Origin of the sequence: Arenimonas sp. (assembly GCF_041913985.1) — a bacterium.
Lineage (GTDB): Bacteria > Pseudomonadota > Gammaproteobacteria > Xanthomonadales > Xanthomonadaceae > Arenimonas.
In genome coordinates this window covers 1-16755 of the sequence record NZ_JAYSEG010000021.1, presented here as the reverse complement: position 1 = coordinate 16755, position 16755 = coordinate 1, and the positions used below count along the sequence as shown (strand labels likewise).

Here is a 16755-nt window from a genome sequence, read left to right as displayed (position 1 = left end):
CGCGGGCTGGCCTAGACTCCCCCTCCCAGAACACCGAACCGGACAAGACCGTGACCGCCACCATCCCGACCCTCGACATCCAGCGCTTCGACACCGACCGCGAGGCCTTCGTGGCCGAACTCGGCGCCGCCTACCGCGAATGGGGCTTCGCGGGCATCCGCAACCACGGCATCCCGCAGGCGCAGATCGACCGCGCCTACGACGTGTTCCAGCGCTTCTTCGCGCTGCCCGAGGAAACCAAGAAGAAGTACCACGTGCCCGGCGGCGGCGGTGCCCGCGGCTACACGCCGTTCGGCATCGAGACGGCGAAGGGCGCCAAGCACTTCGACCTCAAGGAATTCTGGCACGTGGGCCGCGAGATCCCGCGTGACTCGAAGTACGCCGACGTGATGCCGCCGAACCTGTGGCCGGAGGAAGTGCCGGAGTTCAAGGAGGTGGCCTACGGCCTGTACACCGCGCTCGACCAGCTGGGCTCGCGTGTGCTGGGCGCGCTGGCGCTGCACATCGGCCTGCCGGTGGACTGGTTCGCCGACAAGACCAACTTCGGCAACTCCATCCTGCGACCGATCCACTACCCGCCGATCACGGCCGACGACATCCCGAACGTGCGCGCCGGCGCCCACGAGGACATCAACTTCATCACGCTGCTGGTGGGCGCGAGCGCGGCGGGCCTGGAAGTGCTTTCCCGCAAGGGCGAGTGGGTGTCGTTCACGGCGTCCGAGGACACCATCGTGGTGAACATCGGCGACATGCTGCAGCGCCTGACCAACCACGTGTACCCGTCCACCACCCACCGCGTGGTGAACCCGCCGGGCGAGGCGGCGCGCAAGCCGCGCTATTCCACCCCGTTCTTCCTGCACCCGAACCCGGACTTCCTGATCAAGACGCTGCCGTCCTGCATCACCCCGGACAACCCGGACCGCTACCCGACGCCCATCACCGGCCACGAGTACCTGCTCGAGCGCCTGCGCGAGATCAAGCTGGTCTGAGCCAACGCGGCTTGCAGGCCCCGCGATGCCCCGTGCGTCGCGGGGCTTTCGTTTTTGGGCTTGGCTCTGCCAAGCAGGTCACTTGCTCGCGTTCGCTGGTTGGCGGCGGGCGTCATCGCACGCAGAGGGGGGATGTCTGCCCGGCGTCTTGCTAGCGCCATCCCTGGCAGCAAACGCCGGCCGCTCCGGGCATCCTGCCCTACGCTTCAGACATCCCCCCTCTGCGTACGCTGCCGCAATCGCGGCGCATCGGCGTTCCACTGGGACACGCGCGTGCGCTTTGCGCACGAGCTCGCCAATCGGCTGGCCACGGCGTCACGACTGCGGCAGCGTGCACACACCTCTATGGATGAAGCGAAGGCAGGATGCCGTAGCGGCCGCGCCTCGATGGGCAGGACGCCGCGTCGAGGCGCGGGCAGCCATAGAGGTGTGTGCGCGATGACGCCTGCCGCACGCAAGCGCCCACGAGCTCGTGACCTGCTTGCCCAAGGGCAAGCCCAAGCCTTCAATCCGCGTCGCGGAAGTCCTTGGACTTGGAAGCGAGCAGGGCGCGGGCCAGACGATCGGGGAGGTATTTCGACAGGCCGGCGATCAGCTTGTTCGCGCGGCCGGTGACCAGGCGGGCGCGGCCGGATTCGACGGCGTCCACGCCCAGGCGGGCCACTTCGGCGCTGGTCAGCCAGATGCCCTTGGGCAGCTTGCTCACCTTCTCGCGCATGCCGTTCACGTCGTGGAATTCGGTGTAGGTCATGCCGGGGCAGAGCGCCGTCACGTACACGCCGCGCGGGCGGGTTTCCTGGTCCAGCGTCTCCGAGAAGCGGATGAGCCAGGCCTTGGTGGGGCCGTAGAGCGTGTGCCCGGCGGTGGGCGGCACCAGGCCCGCCAGCGAGGCCACGTTGAGGATGCGGCCGCGGCCCGCGGCTTCCATCGCCGGCAGGTAGAGGTGGGTCAGGTGTGCCACCGAGGTGAGCAGCACCTGCAGCGACTCGGCGTGGGTTCTCCAGTCGGCGCTCAGGTAACGCCCGGGCACGCCGAAGCCGGCGTTGTTCACCAGCGTGTCCACGAACAGGCCGCGGGCCTGGGTTTCGGCGAACAGCTTTTCCGGGGCGGCCGGGTCGGCCAGGTCGGCGGCGACCACCACGCAGGGCACCCGGGCCGAGAGTTCCGCCGCCAGTGCCTCGAGCCGCTCGACGCGCCGTGCCGTGAGCACCAGCGGCTTGCCGCGGCGCGCGTATTCCCGGGCGATGTCGGCACCGATGCCGCTGGAGGCGCCGGTGACCAGGGCGTAGCCGGGGGACGGGGGCGTGGGCATGCAGGCGGGCTCCGGTAGGAAAGGTGGCGTTCGCGCCATTATCACCCCCGCCGGTCGTTAATCCTCGTCAAGACGACGGGGCAGGGTGGGCGAATGGTGCGGTGTGTACCGAATGGGCGGGTTCTTGCCCGGGCGCTGGCGCTCTTCATCTTCGCCATCTCCACCCCGGCGTTGGCCGCCGGGCTGGTGGTGCGGGTGGACGACGGCCAGGCGCCGCTGGCCGATGCCGTCGTCAGCCTGCATGGGCCGTCGCCGTCCTCGGCCCGGGGCAAGGCGGTGATGGACCAGCGCAATACCGCGTTCCTGCCGGGCGTGCTGCCCATCCAGGCCGGCACCGCGGTGAGCTTCCCGAACAGCGACAGCGTGCGCCACCAGGTCTATTCGTTCTCGGCGCCGCGGCCGTTCGAACTGCCGCTGTATTCGGGCACGCCACCCGAGCCCGTGGTGTTCGACAAGCCGGGCGTGGTGGTGGTGGGCTGCAACATCCACGACTGGATGATCGGCCACATCGTGGTGCTAGACACCCCGTACTTCGGCAAGAGCGGGGCCGACGGGCGCGTGGCGCTGTCGGCGCCGGCCGGCGAATACACGCTGCGGGCCTGGCACCCACGGCTGGCGGGCGGGCCCTGGGAGCAGGCGGTCACGCTGGGCGAGGGGACGCCGGAAGTGAAGGCCAGCCTGGCCCTCGGCCCGCCGCCGCCCGAACGCCGCGGCTCCGACCGGCTGCGGGCGCTGCAGGACCGCCTGCGCAAGCTCAAGCAGGACGAATGATGCGCTCGCGCCTGCACGGCAAGATCGTCGCGCTGCTGATCGGCCTGGTGCTGGCCGCCCAGCTGGCGACCTTCGCCGTGGTGCACGTGGCCACCGAACGCAGCGTGCGCCAGCAGCTGGCGGAAGAGCTGCGGGTTGGCGAGCGCGTGTGGCAGCGCTTCTACGGCAACCGCAGCGAGCAGTTGCTGGAAACCGCGCTGGTGCTGGCCGACGACTTCGGCTTCAAGGCCGCGGTGGCCAGCGGCGACCCGGCCACGATGGCGTCCGCGCTGCGCAACCACGCCAGCCGCATCGGCGCCGAGGCCGGCGTGCTGCTGTCGCCGCAGGGCGAGTGGCTGGCGGGGCTGGAGGGCGAATCCGGGGCGTGGCGGCAGGGTGCGCTCGACGGCCTGGTCGCCAAGGCGGCCGACGAGGGCTATTCGCTGGCGGTCGTGGCGGTGGACGGGCGCCTGTACACCATGGCCCTGATCCCCGTGCTGGCGCCGAACCAGATCGCCTGGGTGGGCATCGGCTCGGCGATCGGCGACGGCTATGCCCGCGATTTCAAGGCGCTTACCCGGCTCGACGCCAGCTTCGTGCGCGAGGCCGGGGGGCGGCTCGAGGTGCTCGGCAGCAGCCTGCCGGCGCCGGCCGTGGCGGCGCTTTCGGCGCCGGGCGCGGTGCCCGGCGCCCCCGGCCAGGCGAGCGACGAACTGACGCTGGGCGAGGACCATTATTTCGCGCTGTCGGCGCCGCTGCCGGGCGCACCCGGCGCGCCGCCGCTGGGCGTGCTGCTGCAGGGTTCGCTGGACCAGGCCATGGCACCCTACGCCGCACTCAAGACCCGCGTGCTGGTGCTGTCGGGCCTGGCGGCGGCACTGGCGCTGGCGGTGGCGGGTTTCCTGGGCCGCGGCATCAGCCGGCCGGTGGTGGAACTGGCGGAGGCGGCCCAGCGCGTGCAGCAGGGCGATTATTCGCGGCCGATCCCGGTGCGCGGCCGCGACGAGATCGCCCGCCTGGCCTCGGCCTTCGGGCACATGCAGGCGGGCATCGCCGCGCGCGAGGACCGCATCCTGCACCAGGCCCACCACGACGGGCTCACCGGCCTGCCCAACCGCAGCCTGGCGCACGGGCGGCTGGAGCAGGCGCTCTCGCAGGGCGAGGGCCGCGCCTGCGCCGTGGTCATGCTCGACCTCGACCGCTTCAAGGAAATCAACGACACGCTCGGCCACGGTTTCGGCGACCAGGTGCTCGAGGAAGTGGCCAAGCGCCTGCGCCAGGCCGTGCGCGCGGAAGACCTGGTGGCGCGGCTGGGCGGCGACGAGTTCATGGTGCTGATGTGCGACGTGGGGCCCGACTTCGCCGAGCGCCGGGCGCGCGCGCTGCTCGAGCAACTGCGGCTGCCGCTGGACCTGCCGACCACCCGCATCAACCTCGACGCCAGCCTGGGCCTGGTGCTGCACCCGGAACACGGCCAGGACGCCCAGACCCTGCTGCGGCGCGCCGACATCGCGCTCTACGACGCCAAGGAGGCACGCGCCGGCCTGGTGGTCTACCGGCACGGGCGCGACGAGGTGCACCTGCGCCAGCTGGCGCTGATCGGCGACCTGCGCCAGTCCATCGCCCGCGAGGAACTCTCGCTGCGTTTCCAGCCCAAGGTCGACCTGGCCAGCCGGCAGGTGCGCCACGTCGAGGCGCTGCTGCGCTGGACCCACGGCAGCCTGGGGCCCGTTCCGCCCGATGAGTTCATCCCGCTGGCCGAACGCTCGGGCTTCGTGCACGAGATCACCCGCTTCGTGCTCGACTCGGCGCTGGCGCAGAACGCCCGCTGGCGTGCCGACGGCCTGGACCTGGGCGTGGCCGTGAACCTGTCGGCCATGGACCTGATGGACGCCGACCTGCCGGACTTCGTGCAGGCCTGCCTGCGCCAGCACCGGGTGCCGCCGCAGCGCCTGATCCTGGAAGTGACCGAAGGCGCGCTGATGCGCGACGTGGACTACGCCGTGCGCATGCTGCACCGGCTGCGCGCCGGCGGCGTGCGCCTGTCCATCGACGACTTCGGCACCGGCTATTCCTCGCTGGCGCAGCTCAAGCGCATGCCGGTGGACGAACTCAAGATCGACAAGAGCTTCGTGATGCAGATGACCGAAGGCAGCGACGACGCGGTGATCGTGCGCTCGACCATCGAGCTGGGCCACAACATGGGCCTGTCGGTGATCGCCGAGGGCGTGGAGAACGACGCCAGCCTGGACCTGCTGCGCCAGTACCGCTGCGACATGGTGCAGGGCTACCTGTTCAGCCCGCCGCTGGCGCCCGAGGCGCTGGTGGGCTGGTGCCGCCGCTTCACGGAGGCCGAGGCGTGAGCGCCGCCGTTCGCGCCGCGCTGCTGGGACTGGCGCTGCTGGCGCCCGCGGTCGCCGCGGCGGGCGAGGGCAGGCTGCTGGCCACCGGCGGCGCCACCCAGGCCGAGGGTGCAGCTGGCGGCGGCCTCGTGCCCTGGGCTGTGCTGGCCGGCTACGGCACCCGCGACGAGGGCGGCGGCACGGCCTTCTACACGCGGGTGGACACCGGCGACTACGCGCTCCACGCCTTTGGTGTGGCCTACACCTTCCGCAACCGGCTCGAGCTGTCGCTCGCCCGGCAGCGCTTCGACCTTGGCGAGCTGCAGCGGCGGCTGGCGCTGCCCTGGGACGCCCTGGAGCAGGACGTGTTCGGCGCCAAGCTGCGCCTGGGCGGCGACCTGGTCTACACGCGCATGCCCCAGCTGAGCCTGGGCGTGCAGCACAAGCGCCTGCGCGACGCGACCCTGCCGCTGGCCGTGGGGGCGCGCGCCGACCACGGCACCGACGTCTACCTCGCGGCCAGCAAGCTCTGGCTCGACGCGGCCGGCGGCTACCCGCTGCTGCTCAACGCCACCCTGCGCTCGACCCGAGCCAACCAGATGGGCCTGCTGGGCCACGGCGGCGACCGCCGCGGCGGCCGTTCGCTGGTGTTCGAAGGCTCGGCGGCGGTGCTGTTCGACCCCGGCTGGGCGGTGGGCCTGGAATACCGCCAGAAGCCCGACAACCTGGGCTTCGCGGGCGAGGACGACTGGGTGGACGCCTTCGTGGCCTGGTTTCCGTCCAAGCGGGTTTCGGTGGTGGCGGCCTGGGCCGACCTGGGCTCGGTCGCCACGCTGGACGGCCAGCGCGGCGCCTACCTCTCCGTTCAACTGGCCTACTGAGGGCGTGCCATGCCGAGCTTGAGACCGCTGTTTCCGCTGGGCCTCGCGATCGCGCTGTCTGCCTGTGCCGGCGCCGGCGCCCCGCGCGCCAGCCTGTACGAGCAGTTCGGAGGCCGGCCGGGCATCGAAGCGCTGGTGGAGGAACTGCTGGTGCGCGTGCTCGAGGACGAGCGCATCAACGAGCAGTTCGCCGACGTGGACCTGGTGAACCTGGGCGACCGGCTGGCCGAGCAGATCTGCGTCGAGGTCGGCGGGCCCTGCGAGTACACCGGGCGCACGATGGCCGAGTCGCACGAGGGCCTGGCCATCACCGAGGCCGACTTCAATGCCCTGGTCGAGGACCTGGTGGACGCCATGGAGGCCCGCGGCATCCCGCGCCGGGCCCAGAACCGGCTGCTGGCGAGGCTGGCGCCGATGCACCCGGACATCGTCAGTCCCTGACGGGCGCGGTATCCTTGCCGCCCCGACCGCAAGGAGTGCACGCATGCGCCAGAAGATCGTCGCCGGCAACTGGAAGTTGCACGGGGACCGCGCCTTCGCCCGCGACCTGCTCGACGCCATCGTGGCCGCGCCCCGCGCCGCCGGCGTGGAGCTGGTCATCCTGCCGCCGGTGCCCTACCTGGGCGAGCTGGCCGACCGCTACGGCCCGCGCGGCCTGGCCTTCGGCGCCCAGGACCTGGGCGTGAACGAGCAGGGCGCCTACACCGGCGAGGTGTCGGGCCGGATGCTCAAGGACGTGGGCGGCCGCTACGTGCTGGTGGGCCACTCCGAGCGCCGCCAGTACCACGGTGAAAGCCCGCAGCTGGTGGCCGAAAAGTTCGTGGCGGCCCGCAAGGCCGGCCTGGTGCCGGTGCTGTGCGTGGGCGAAACCCTGCACCAGCGCGAGGCCGGGCAGACCGAGTGGGCGCTGGAGAAGCAGCTGGCCCCGGTGGTCGAGCTGGCCGGCATCGCCGCCTTCGAAGGCGCCGTGCTGGCCTACGAGCCGGTCTGGGCCATCGGCACGGGCCGCACGGCCAGCCCGGAGCAGGCCCAGGAGGTCCACGCCTTCATCCGTGGCGAACTGGCCGCGCACGATGCTAGAATCGCCGGCTCGCTGCCGCTCCTTTACGGCGGCAGCGTTAAGCCCGCCAACGCGGCCGAGCTGTTCTCGCAGCCGGACGTCGATGGTGGCCTGATCGGGGGCGCGTCCCTCGTGGCCCAGGATTTCCTGGCAATCGCCGCCGCGGCGGCGAGGTAAAACAGAACATGCTGCTCACCATCGTCAGTGTCATCTACGTGCTGGTCGCGGTCGCCATGATCGTGCTCATCCTCATGCAGCGCGGCGCGGGCGCGGCCGCCGGCTCCGGTTTCGGCGCGGGCGCTTCCGCCACCGTCTTCGGCGCGCGCGGCTCGGCCAACTTCCTGTCCACGGCCACCAAGTGGCTCGCCGTCGTGTTCTTCGCGATGAGCCTGGGCATGGCCTGGTACGCCACCCACGGCGGCAAGCCGGCGGCGGCGGAACTCGAGGACATCGGCGCGATGTCGGACGTCCCGGCGGCCCCGGCCCCGGCGGCGGGCGAAGTGCCGGCCTCGGAAGTCCCGGTCATCCCGGCGGCTCCGGCGGCCAACGAAGCGGCGCCGGCCCCGGCCGACGTCCCGGCGGCTCCCGCCGAAACTCCGGCGCCGGTCGAAGCCGGTGAAAAAACCGAAGAAAACGGCGCAGAAAACAACCAAGCGGGCTGAACCGCTGGTACAATCTTCGGCCTTCGCACCGCGCGACGGTTCGAAGGCACACCTGCCCAGGTGGCGGAATTGGTAGACGCACTACCTTGAGGTGGTAGCGACGAAAGTCGTGGGGGTTCGAGTCCCCCCTTGGGCACCAAATCGATCAACGGGCTGCCGCCCGGCAACGGACTGGAGCGGCGGCACGGACGCGCCCACGGGCGCAAGGTGAGGATGCGCGCGTGTTGGGCGAATATCTGCCGATCCTGTTGTTCCTCTTCGTCTCCACCGGCCTGGGCATCGTGCTCCTGATCGCCGGCTGGGCCCTGGGCCCCAAGCGCCCCGATTCGGAGAAGCTCTCGCCCTACGAGTGCGGCTTCGAGGCCTTCGAGGACGCGCGCATGCAGTTCGACGTGCGCTACTACCTCATCGCCATCCAGTTCATCATCTTCGACCTGGAAATCGCCTTCGTTTTCCCGTGGGCGGTGAACTTCCGCAACCTCGGCATCATCGGCCTCACCGAGATGGGCATCTTCATCGGCCTGCTCGTGCTGGGCTTCATCTACGTCTGGAAGAAGGGAGCGCTCGAATGGGAGTGATCCAGTCCGTCTCGAACGTGATGCACAACCCGATCCCGGAAGGGCGGGTCGACGACATCCTGCGTCCGGAAGGCGACAACCCGCTGCTCGAGCGCGGCTTCGTGACCACCTCGGTGGACGCGCTGGTGAACTGGGCCCGCACGGGTTCCATGTGGCCGGTCACCTTCGGCCTGGCCTGCTGCGCGGTCGAGATGATGCACGCCGGCGCCTCGCGCCTCGACCTCGACCGCTACGGCGTCATCTTCCGCCCGTCGCCGCGCCAGGCCGACGTGATGATCGTCGCCGGCACCCTGGTCAACAAGATGGCCCCGGCGCTGCGCAAGGTCTACGACCAGATGCCGGACCCGAAGTGGGTCATCTCCATGGGCAGCTGCGCCAACGGCGGCGGCTACTACCACTATTCGTATTCGGTGGTGCGCGGCTGCGACCGCGTGGTGCCGGTGGACGTGTACGTTCCGGGTTGCCCGCCGACGGCGGAAGCCCTCGTGTACGGCATCCTGCAGCTGCAGAAGAAGATCCGCCGCACCAACACCATCGCCCGCTAAGGACCCAGCCGACGCCATGGTCGAACCGACGACGAGCTTCACCGAGCGCCTGAAGGCGCGCCTGCAGGGCAAGCTGGTGTCCGTGCACGAGGCGCTGGGCGAAACCACCGTCGAGATCGCGCCCGAGGCCTGGGCCGAGGCCGCGCGCATCCTGCGCGACGACGCCGAGCTGGGCTTCGAGCAGCTCATCGACCTGTGCGGCGTGGACTACCTGGGCTACGGCGAGGTCGAGTGGGACACCACCGACGTCTCCTCCGAGGGCTTCTCGCGCGGCGTCGAGGGCGCCGGGCCGGGCCGCTTCGACTGGGAAAACCGCCCGCGCGGCAACGGCCCCGAGCGCCGTTTCGCCGTGGTGGTGCACCTGATGTCGGTGCGGCACAACCGCCGCCTGCGCATCCGCTGCTTCGCCGCCGACAACAGCCTGCCGGTGGTGCCCTCGCTGGTCGAGGTGTATCCCGTGGCGAATTGGTTCGAGCGCGAATGCTTCGACCTGTTCGGCATCGTCTTCGAAGGCCACCCGGACCTGCGCCGCATCCTCACCGACTACGGCTTCGTCGGCCACCCGTTCCGCAAGGACTTCCCGCTGGTGGGCAACGTCGAGGTGCGCTACGACGCCGAGCGCAAGCGCGTGGTTTACGAGCCCGTTTCGATCGAGCCGCGCGTCGGCGTGCCGCGCGTGGTGCGCGAGGACTCCCGCTGGCAGCAGGCCGCCTCCGAGCAGCCGCGCAAGGACTGACCGGCCATGACCCAGGAAATCCGCAACTACACCCTCAACTTCGGCCCGCAGCACCCGGCCGCGCACGGCGTGCTGCGCCTGGTGCTTGAAATGGACGGCGAAGTCGTCCAGCGCGCCGACCCGCACGTGGGCCTGCTGCACCGCGGCACCGAGAAGCTGGCCGAGTCCAAGCCCTACAACCAGTCCATCGGTTACATGGACCGCCTGGACTACGTCTCGATGATGTGCAACGAGCACGCCTACGTGCGCGCCATCGAGAAGCTCATGGGCATCGAGGCCCCGGAGCGCGCGCAGTACATCCGCACGATGTTCGACGAGATCACCCGCATCCTGAACCACCTGATGTGGATCGGCTCGAACGGCCTCGACCTGGGCGCGATGGCGGTGTTCCTGTACGCCTTCCGCGAGCGCGAGGAGCTGATGGACTGCTACGAGGCGGTCTCGGGCGCGCGCATGCACGCCACCTACTACCGCCCGGGCGGCGTCGCGCGCGACCTGCCGGACGCCATGCCCAAGTACCGCGAATCCCCGTGGCGCAAGGGCGCCGAGCTCAAGCGCGTGAACGAATGGCGCGAAGGCTCGATGCTCGACTTCCTCGACGCCTTCTGCGACGACTTCCCGCGCCGCGTCGACGAATACGAAACCCTGCTCACCGACAACCGCATCTGGAAGCAGCGCACCGTCGGCATCGGCGTGGTGCCCACCGAGATGGCCCTGGCCTGGGGCATGACCGGCCCGATGCTGCGCGGCTCCGGCCTGGCCTGGGACCTGCGCAAGAAGCAGCCCTACGCCGCCTACGACAAGGTCGACTTCGACATCCCGGTGGGCGTGCAGGGTGACTGCTACGACCGCTACCTGGTGCGCGTCGAGGAGATGCGCCAGTCGAACCGCATCATCAAGCAGTGCGTCCAGTGGCTGCGCGCCAACCCCGGCCCGGTCATGGTCCGCAACTTCAAGGTCGCGCCGCCGCGCCGCGCCGAGATGAAGGACGACATGGAAGCGCTGATCCACCACTTCAAGCTCTTCACCGAGGGCTACAGCGTGCCGGCCGGCGAGGCCTATGCCGCGGTCGAGGCCCCGAAGGGCGAGTTCGGCGCGTACATCGTCTCCGACGGCGCCAACAAGCCCTTCCGCCTCAAGCTGCGCGCGCCGGGCTTCGCCCACCTCTCGTCCATGGACGCGATCGTGCGCGGCCACATGCTTCCCGACGTGGTCGCCATGATCGGCACCTACGACGTCGTCTTCGGCGAAATCGATCGCTAAGGATTGCCTGACCGATGAAAGCCACCGGAAACTTCGCCGCCTGCCAGAACGTCGACCCCCTGGTCGCGCTGACCGACGACACCCGCGCCCACATCGACCACTGGGTCGCCAAGTTCCCGCCCGACCGCAAGCGTTCGGCCGTGATCCAGGGCCTGATGGCCGCGCAGGAGCAGAACGGCGGCTGGCTGAGCGACGAGATCATCGCCGCCACCGCCAAGTACCTCGGCATCCCGCCGGTGTGGGCCTACGAGGTCGCCACCTTCTATTCGATGTTCGACCTGCAGCCGGTCGGCCGGCACAAGGTCGCCATCTGTACCAACATCAGCTGCTGGCTCAATGGCGCCGAGGACATGGTGCGCCACTGCGAGCGCAAGCTCGGCATCAAGCACGGCGAGAGCACCCCGGACGGCCGCATTTTCCTCAAGGTCGAGGAAGAGTGCGTGGCCGCCTGCGCCGCCGCGCCCGTGATGCTGATCGACGGGCATTACCACGAGAAGCTGACCACCGAGCAGGTGGACAAGCTGCTCGACGGACTGGAGTGATCGAGGCCATGGCGCACCATTCCCACTATTCCGAGGGCTACGGCCCGGTCGGCCCGGCCCCGCAGGAGCACAACGTCGTCTACACGACGCTGCACTTCGACAAGCCCTGGTCGTACGAGAACTACCTCAAGACCGGCGGCTACGCCGCCTGGCGCAAGATCCTGACCGAGAAGATGGACCCGGCCGCGGTCGTCGACATGGTCAAGCAGTCGGGCCTGCGCGGCCGCGGCGGCGCGGGCTTCCCGACCGGCCTGAAGTGGAGCTTCATGCCGCGCAGCGCGCCCGGCCAGAAGTACATCCTGTGCAACTCGGACGAATCCGAGCCGGGTACCTGCAAGGACCGCGACATCCTGCGCTACAACCCGCACGCGGTGATCGAGGGCATGGCCATCGCCTGCTACGCCACCGGCTGCACCGTGGGCTACAACTACCTGCGCGGCGAGTTCCACCACGAGCCGTTCGAGCACTTCGAGGAAGCGCTGAAGGAAGCCTACGCCAACGGCTGGCTCGGCAAGGACATCCTGGGCTCGGGCGTCGACGTGGACATCCACGCCGCGCTGGGCGCCGGCGCCTACATCTGCGGCGAAGAGACCGCGATGATGGAATCGCTGGAAGGCAAGAAGGGCCAGCCGCGCTTCAAGCCGCCGTTCCCGGCCAACTACGGCCTGTTCGGCAAGCCCACCACCATCAACAACACCGAGACCTATGCCTCGGTGCCGGCCATCATGCGCAACGGCGCCGAATGGTTCCTCAACCTCGGCAAGCCCAACAACGGCGGCCCGAAGGTGTTCTCGGTGTCGGGCCACGTGAACAAGCCCGGCAACTTCGAGATCCGCCTGGGCACTCCGTTCAGCGAGCTGCTGGCCATGGCCGGCGGCGTGAAGGGCGGCCGCAAGCTCAAGGCCGTGATCCCGGGCGGCTCGTCCATGCCGGTGCTGCCGGCCGAGACGATGATGGCCTGCACCATGGACTACGACTCGATCCAGAAGGCCGGTTCGGGCCTGGGTTCGGGCGCGGTCATCGTGATGGACGAAACCACCTGCATGGTGCGCGCCTGCCAGCGCATCGCCCGCTTCTACTACGCCGAGTCCTGCGGCCAGTGCACGCCCTGCCGCGAGGGCACGGGCTGGATGTACCGCATGCTGACCCGCATCGTCGAAGGCAAGGCCACGCTCGACGACCTGCACATGCTCAAGGGCGCCGCCGGCCAGATCGAAGGCCACACCATCTGCGCGTTCGGCGAAGCCGCCGCCTGGCCGGTGCAGGGCTTCCTGCGCCACTTCTGGTCGGAATTCGAGTACGCCATCGTCCACAAGCGTTTCTACGTCGACGACCTCGCCAAGGGCCAGGTCGCCACCACGGAGCAGGCTGCATGAGCGCCCAGCCCACCAACACCACTGCGCCGGACGTGGTGAACATCGAGATCGACGGCAAGGCCCTGCAGGCCCCGAAGGGTTCGATGATCATCCAGGCCGCCGACAAGGCCGGCATCGCCATCCCGCGCTTCTGCTACCACGAGAAGCTGCCCATCGCGGCCAACTGCCGCATGTGCCTGGTGGACGTGGAGAAGATGCCCAAGCCCGCGCCGGCCTGCGCCACGCCGGTGATGGAAGGCATGAAGGTCACCACCCAGACCAAGCGCGCGCTCGACGCGCAGCGCAACGTCATGGAGTTCCTGCTGATCAACCACCCGCTGGATTGCCCGATCTGCGACCAGGGCGGCGAGTGCGAGCTGCAGGACGTGTCCATGGGCTACGGCCGCTCGGTGTCGCGCTACGTCGACCGCAAGCGCGTGGTGCCCGACGAAGACCTCGGTTCGCTGGTCGCCACCGACATGACCCGCTGCATCCAGTGCACGCGCTGCATCCGCTTCACCGCGGACGTGGCCGGCACCTTCGAGCTGGGCGGCATGAATCGCGGCGAGCGCCTGCAGATCGGCACCTACGACGGCAAGCCGCTGATGACCGAGCTCTCGGGCAACGTCATCGACGTGTGCCCGGTGGGCGCGCTCACCAACAAGGTGTTCCGCTTCCGCGCCCGCGCCTGGGAGCTGGTGGCGCGCGAGTCCATCGGCTACCACGATGCGCTCGGTTCCAACCTGTTCCTGCACGCCCGCCGCGGCGAAGTGCTGCGCACCGTGCCGCGTGACAACGAAGCCGTGAACGAATGCTGGCTGTCGGACCGCGACCGCTATTCGCACCAGGGCCTGCAGGCCGCCGACCGCGCCAGCCGCCCGCTGGTGCGCGAGGGCGACGCCTGGCGCGAGGCTTCCTGGGACGAGGCGCTGGCGCTGGCCGGCAAGCTGCTCAAGGACGCCGGCGAATCGCTCGGCGTGCTGGCCCACCCGGCCACGTCGAACGAGGAAGGCGCGCTGCTCGCCGCCCTGGCCAAGGGCCTGGGCACCGGCCACGTCGACCACCGCCTGAAGGCCACCGACTTCGCCGATGCCGCGTTCGCGGCGCCGTTCGAACTGCCGGCCGCCGGGCTCGAGAACGCCGACGCCGTGCTGCTGGTCGGCTGCAACCTGCGCCACGAAGTGCCGCTGCTGCACCAGCGCCTGCACAAGGCCGGCAAGCGCGGCGCCAAGGTGTTCGCCATCAATCCGGTGGACTTCGACTTCACCTTCCCGGTGGCCGGCAAGCGCGTGGTCGCGCCGTCGCTGCTGCCGGGCTCGCTGGCCGCGGTGGCCCAGGCCGCCGGCGCCACGCTGCCGGCCGGCGTGCCGGCCGAGGCCTTCGACGCCGCCAAGGCCATGGCCGAAGCGCTGCAGAAGGGCGGCCAGGCCGTCATCGTGCTGGGCGAGATGGCCGAGAACCACCCGCAGGCTTCCTGGCTGCGCGCCACCGCGCGTGCGCTGGCCGCCGCCACCGGTGCCCGCCTCAACCGCCTGCCGCAGGGCGCCAATGCCGTGGGCCTGGCGCGCCACGGCGTGCGGCCGCAGGGGCAGGGCAAGGACGCCGGCGCCATGCTGGCCCAGCCGCTGCCGGCCTACCTGCTGTACGGCATCGAGCCGCAGTACGACTTCGCCCACGGCGCCCAGGCGCTCAAGGCGCTGGCCGGCGCCAAGGTCGTGGCCTTCGCGGCCTACGCCAGCGAGGAACTCAAGAAACTCGCCCAAGTGATCCTGCCGATCGGCCTGCTGCCCGAGGTGGAAGCCACGCTGACCAACCTCGACGGTGTCGACCAGTCCACCCAGGCCGGCGCCAAGCTGCCGGGCGAGGCCCGCGCCGGCTGGCGCGTGCTGCGCGCCCTCGGCGGCCAGCTCGGCCTGCCGGGCTTCAGCTTCACCGACCTGGCCGGCCTGCGCGCCGGGCTGCAGCCGCAGGCGCCCGTCGCCGGCACCGGCATGGCGGCCGCGCCCAAGGCCGAGCCGGGCCTGGAGCGCATCGACAGCACGCCGATCTACCGCGGCGACGCCGTGCTGCGCCGTTCGACGGCGCTGAACGCACACCCACTCACGCTCGGCGCGCGCCTGGTGCTGCACCCGGAAGACGCGCTGGCGCGCGGCCTGTCCGAGGGCGCCATGGCCAAGCTCGGCGACGGCCACGGCAACGCCGTGCTGCCGGTCGCCATCAGCGCCCGCGTCGCCAAGGGCGCCGCCTGGATCGAGAACAGCTACGAGGCCACGGCGCCGATCGCGCCGTCGGCGCGCCTCGCGGTGGTGGGAGCCTGACGATGATCGACCCGATCCGCGAATTCTTCCTCGCCTTCGGCGACATCGGCCTGGTCGTCTGGACCTTGGTCAAGATCCTCGTGATCACCCTGCCGGTGGTCGTGGGCGTGGCCTTCTACACGCTGGCCGAGCGCAAGGTGATCGGCTGGATGCACGTGCGCCACGGACCGCAGTTCATCGGCGGCTTCCTGGGCATCGGCTTCATCCAGGCCTTCGCCGACGTGTTCAAGATGCTGTTCAAGGAGCTGGTGGTCCCGACCAACGCCAGCCCGCTGCTGTACCGCCTGGCGCCGCTGCTGGCGCTGGCGCCGGCGCTGGCCGCGTGGGCGGTGATTCCGTTCGACGACGGCGTGGTGCTGGCCGACGTCAACGCCGGCCTGCTGGTGCTGCTGGCCCTGACCTCGATGGGTGTGTACGGCATCATCGTCGGCGGCTGGGCGTCGAACTCCAAGTACGCGGTGCTGGGCGCGCTGCGCTCGGCGGCGCAGGTGATCAGCTACGAAATCGCCATGGGTTTCGCCCTGGTGGGCGTGCTGGTGGCCGCGGGCACCATGAACCTGAGCGAGATCGTCATGGCCCAGGCGGGCAACGGCGGCCTGCTCGAGTGGTTCTTCATCCCGCTGTTCCCGCTGTTCGTCATCTACTTCATCTCCGGCGTGGCAGAGACCAACCGCGCGCCCTTCGACGTCGCCGAGGGCGAGTCGGAGATCGTGGCCGGCTTCCACGTGGAGTACTCGGGCTCGGCCTTCGCCATCTTCTTCCTGGCCGAATACGCCAACATGATGCTGGTGAGCTTCCTCACCGCCGTGCTGTTCCTGGGCGGCTGGCTGTCGCCGTTCCCGGCCTCGTGGGGCTTCCTGGGCGAGCCGGGCTGGTGGTGGCTGGCGCTGAAGTTCCTGTTCTTCGCCTTCAGCTTCCTGTGGTTCCGCGCCACCTTCCCGCGCTACCGCTACGACCAGATCATGCGCCTGGGCTGGAAGGTGTTCATCCCCATCACGATCTTCTGGATCTTCGTGACGGCCATCGCGGCCTACAACGAATGGTTCACGCTGGGCGCCTGAGGAAGCCATGAACCGCATCGCCAACTACCTCAAGAGCCTCATGCTGCTGGAGTTGCTCGCCGGCATGAAGCTGACCCTGGGCTACATGTTCAAGCCCAAGTACACGCTCAACTACCCGTTCGAGAAGACCCCGCAGTCGCCGCGCTTCCGCGGCCTGCACGCGCTTCGCCGCTACCCGAACGGCGAGGAGCGCTGCATCGCCTGCAAGCTGTGCGAGGCGGTCTGCCCGGCGCTGGCCATCACCATCGATTCGGAGCCGCGCGCCGACGGTTCGCGCCGCACCACGCGCTACGACATCGACCTGTTCAAGTGCATCTTCTGCGGCTTCTGCGAAGAGAGCTGCCCGGTCGACTCCATCGTC

At 70.0% G+C, this 16755-nt stretch carries 17 protein-coding genes and 1 tRNA gene; 17 read left to right on the top strand and 1 reads right to left on the bottom strand.

Annotation, left to right across the window (positions count from 1 at the left end; genetic code table 11):
- Positions 1-50: 50 nt before the first annotated feature.
- Positions 51-989, top strand: coding sequence for an isopenicillin N synthase family dioxygenase (locus tag ACE3Q2_RS08715; RefSeq protein ID WP_374473744.1), 939 nt, complete (start codon positions 51-53; stop codon positions 987-989).
- Positions 990-1494: 505 nt separating this feature from the next.
- Here the strand turns inward: ACE3Q2_RS08715 and ACE3Q2_RS08710 are convergent.
- Positions 1495-2301, bottom strand: coding sequence for an SDR family NAD(P)-dependent oxidoreductase (locus ACE3Q2_RS08710; RefSeq protein ID WP_374473743.1), 807 nt, complete (start codon positions 2299-2301; stop codon positions 1495-1497).
- A gap of 93 nt (positions 2302-2394) precedes the next feature.
- On the opposite strand from ACE3Q2_RS08710, the gene ACE3Q2_RS08705 reads away from it, so the two are divergent.
- The 16 genes from ACE3Q2_RS08705 to nuoI all read left to right on the top strand — a co-directional run.
- The gene (locus ACE3Q2_RS08705) at positions 2395-3072 is read left to right on the top strand and encodes a methylamine utilization protein (RefSeq protein WP_231694126.1); all 678 of its coding nucleotides are present in this window, start codon (positions 2395-2397) and stop codon (positions 3070-3072) included.
- The gene (locus tag ACE3Q2_RS08700; RefSeq protein ID WP_374473764.1) at positions 3072-5414 is read left to right on the top strand and encodes a putative bifunctional diguanylate cyclase/phosphodiesterase; all 2343 of its coding nucleotides are present in this window, start codon (positions 3072-3074) and stop codon (positions 5412-5414) included. Before ACE3Q2_RS08705 ends, ACE3Q2_RS08700 begins: the two co-directional genes overlap by 1 nt.
- A complete protein-coding gene (locus ACE3Q2_RS08695; protein ID WP_231694124.1) occupies positions 5411-6274 on the top strand; it encodes a DUF3034 family protein in 864 nt (287 codons plus the stop codon). Before ACE3Q2_RS08700 ends, ACE3Q2_RS08695 begins: the two co-directional genes overlap by 4 nt.
- Before the next feature lie 9 nt (positions 6275-6283).
- Positions 6284-6715 (top strand): group 1 truncated hemoglobin, encoded by a 432-nt coding sequence (locus ACE3Q2_RS08690; protein WP_231694123.1) that lies wholly within the window; start codon positions 6284-6286, stop codon positions 6713-6715.
- Positions 6716-6758: 43 nt separating this feature from the next.
- A complete protein-coding gene (gene tpiA, locus ACE3Q2_RS08685) occupies positions 6759-7511 on the top strand; it encodes a triose-phosphate isomerase (protein ID WP_231694122.1) in 753 nt (250 codons plus the stop codon).
- An 8-nt stretch (positions 7512-7519) separates the two neighbouring features.
- The gene (secG, locus tag ACE3Q2_RS08680; protein ID WP_231694121.1) at positions 7520-7996 is read left to right on the top strand and encodes a preprotein translocase subunit SecG; all 477 of its coding nucleotides are present in this window, start codon (positions 7520-7522) and stop codon (positions 7994-7996) included.
- 54 nt (positions 7997-8050) lie between these two features.
- A tRNA-Leu gene (locus ACE3Q2_RS08675) sits at positions 8051-8135 on the top strand.
- 82 nt (positions 8136-8217) lie between these two features.
- Positions 8218-8574 carry an NADH-quinone oxidoreductase subunit A gene (locus ACE3Q2_RS08670; RefSeq protein WP_043800166.1) on the top strand — a complete coding sequence of 119 codons (357 nt, stop codon included), beginning with the start codon at positions 8218-8220 and terminating at the stop codon, positions 8572-8574.
- The gene (locus tag ACE3Q2_RS08665) at positions 8565-9119 is read left to right on the top strand and encodes an NADH-quinone oxidoreductase subunit B family protein (RefSeq protein WP_043800167.1); all 555 of its coding nucleotides are present in this window, start codon (positions 8565-8567) and stop codon (positions 9117-9119) included. Before ACE3Q2_RS08670 ends, ACE3Q2_RS08665 begins: the two co-directional genes overlap by 10 nt.
- 16 nt (positions 9120-9135) lie before the next feature.
- The gene (locus ACE3Q2_RS08660) at positions 9136-9855 is read left to right on the top strand and encodes an NADH-quinone oxidoreductase subunit C (protein WP_231694120.1); all 720 of its coding nucleotides are present in this window, start codon (positions 9136-9138) and stop codon (positions 9853-9855) included.
- Between the two features lie 6 nt (positions 9856-9861).
- Positions 9862-11118, top strand: a complete 1257-nt coding sequence (locus tag ACE3Q2_RS08655; RefSeq protein ID WP_231694119.1) for an NADH-quinone oxidoreductase subunit D — start codon at positions 9862-9864, stop codon at positions 11116-11118.
- Positions 11119-11132: 14 nt separating this feature from the next.
- On the top strand, positions 11133-11660 hold the full coding sequence (gene nuoE, locus ACE3Q2_RS08650) for an NADH-quinone oxidoreductase subunit NuoE (RefSeq protein ID WP_231694118.1): 528 nt from the start codon (positions 11133-11135) through the stop codon (positions 11658-11660).
- Between the two features lie 8 nt (positions 11661-11668).
- Complete coding sequence (gene nuoF / locus ACE3Q2_RS08645) at positions 11669-13036, top strand: NADH-quinone oxidoreductase subunit NuoF (protein WP_374473742.1); 1368 nt, start codon at positions 11669-11671, stop codon at positions 13034-13036.
- The gene (nuoG, locus tag ACE3Q2_RS08640; protein WP_231694117.1) at positions 13033-15333 is read left to right on the top strand and encodes an NADH-quinone oxidoreductase subunit NuoG; all 2301 of its coding nucleotides are present in this window, start codon (positions 13033-13035) and stop codon (positions 15331-15333) included. The genes nuoF and nuoG overlap by 4 nt, the downstream gene beginning before the upstream one ends.
- Positions 15334-15335: 2 nt before the next feature.
- Positions 15336-16394 (top strand): NADH-quinone oxidoreductase subunit NuoH, encoded by a 1059-nt coding sequence (gene nuoH / locus ACE3Q2_RS08635; RefSeq protein ID WP_231694116.1) that lies wholly within the window; start codon positions 15336-15338, stop codon positions 16392-16394.
- Between the two features lie 7 nt (positions 16395-16401).
- Positions 16402-16755, top strand: a 354-nt coding sequence (nuoI, locus tag ACE3Q2_RS08630; RefSeq protein WP_374473741.1) for an NADH-quinone oxidoreductase subunit NuoI, incomplete at its 3' end; no start/stop codon positions are given.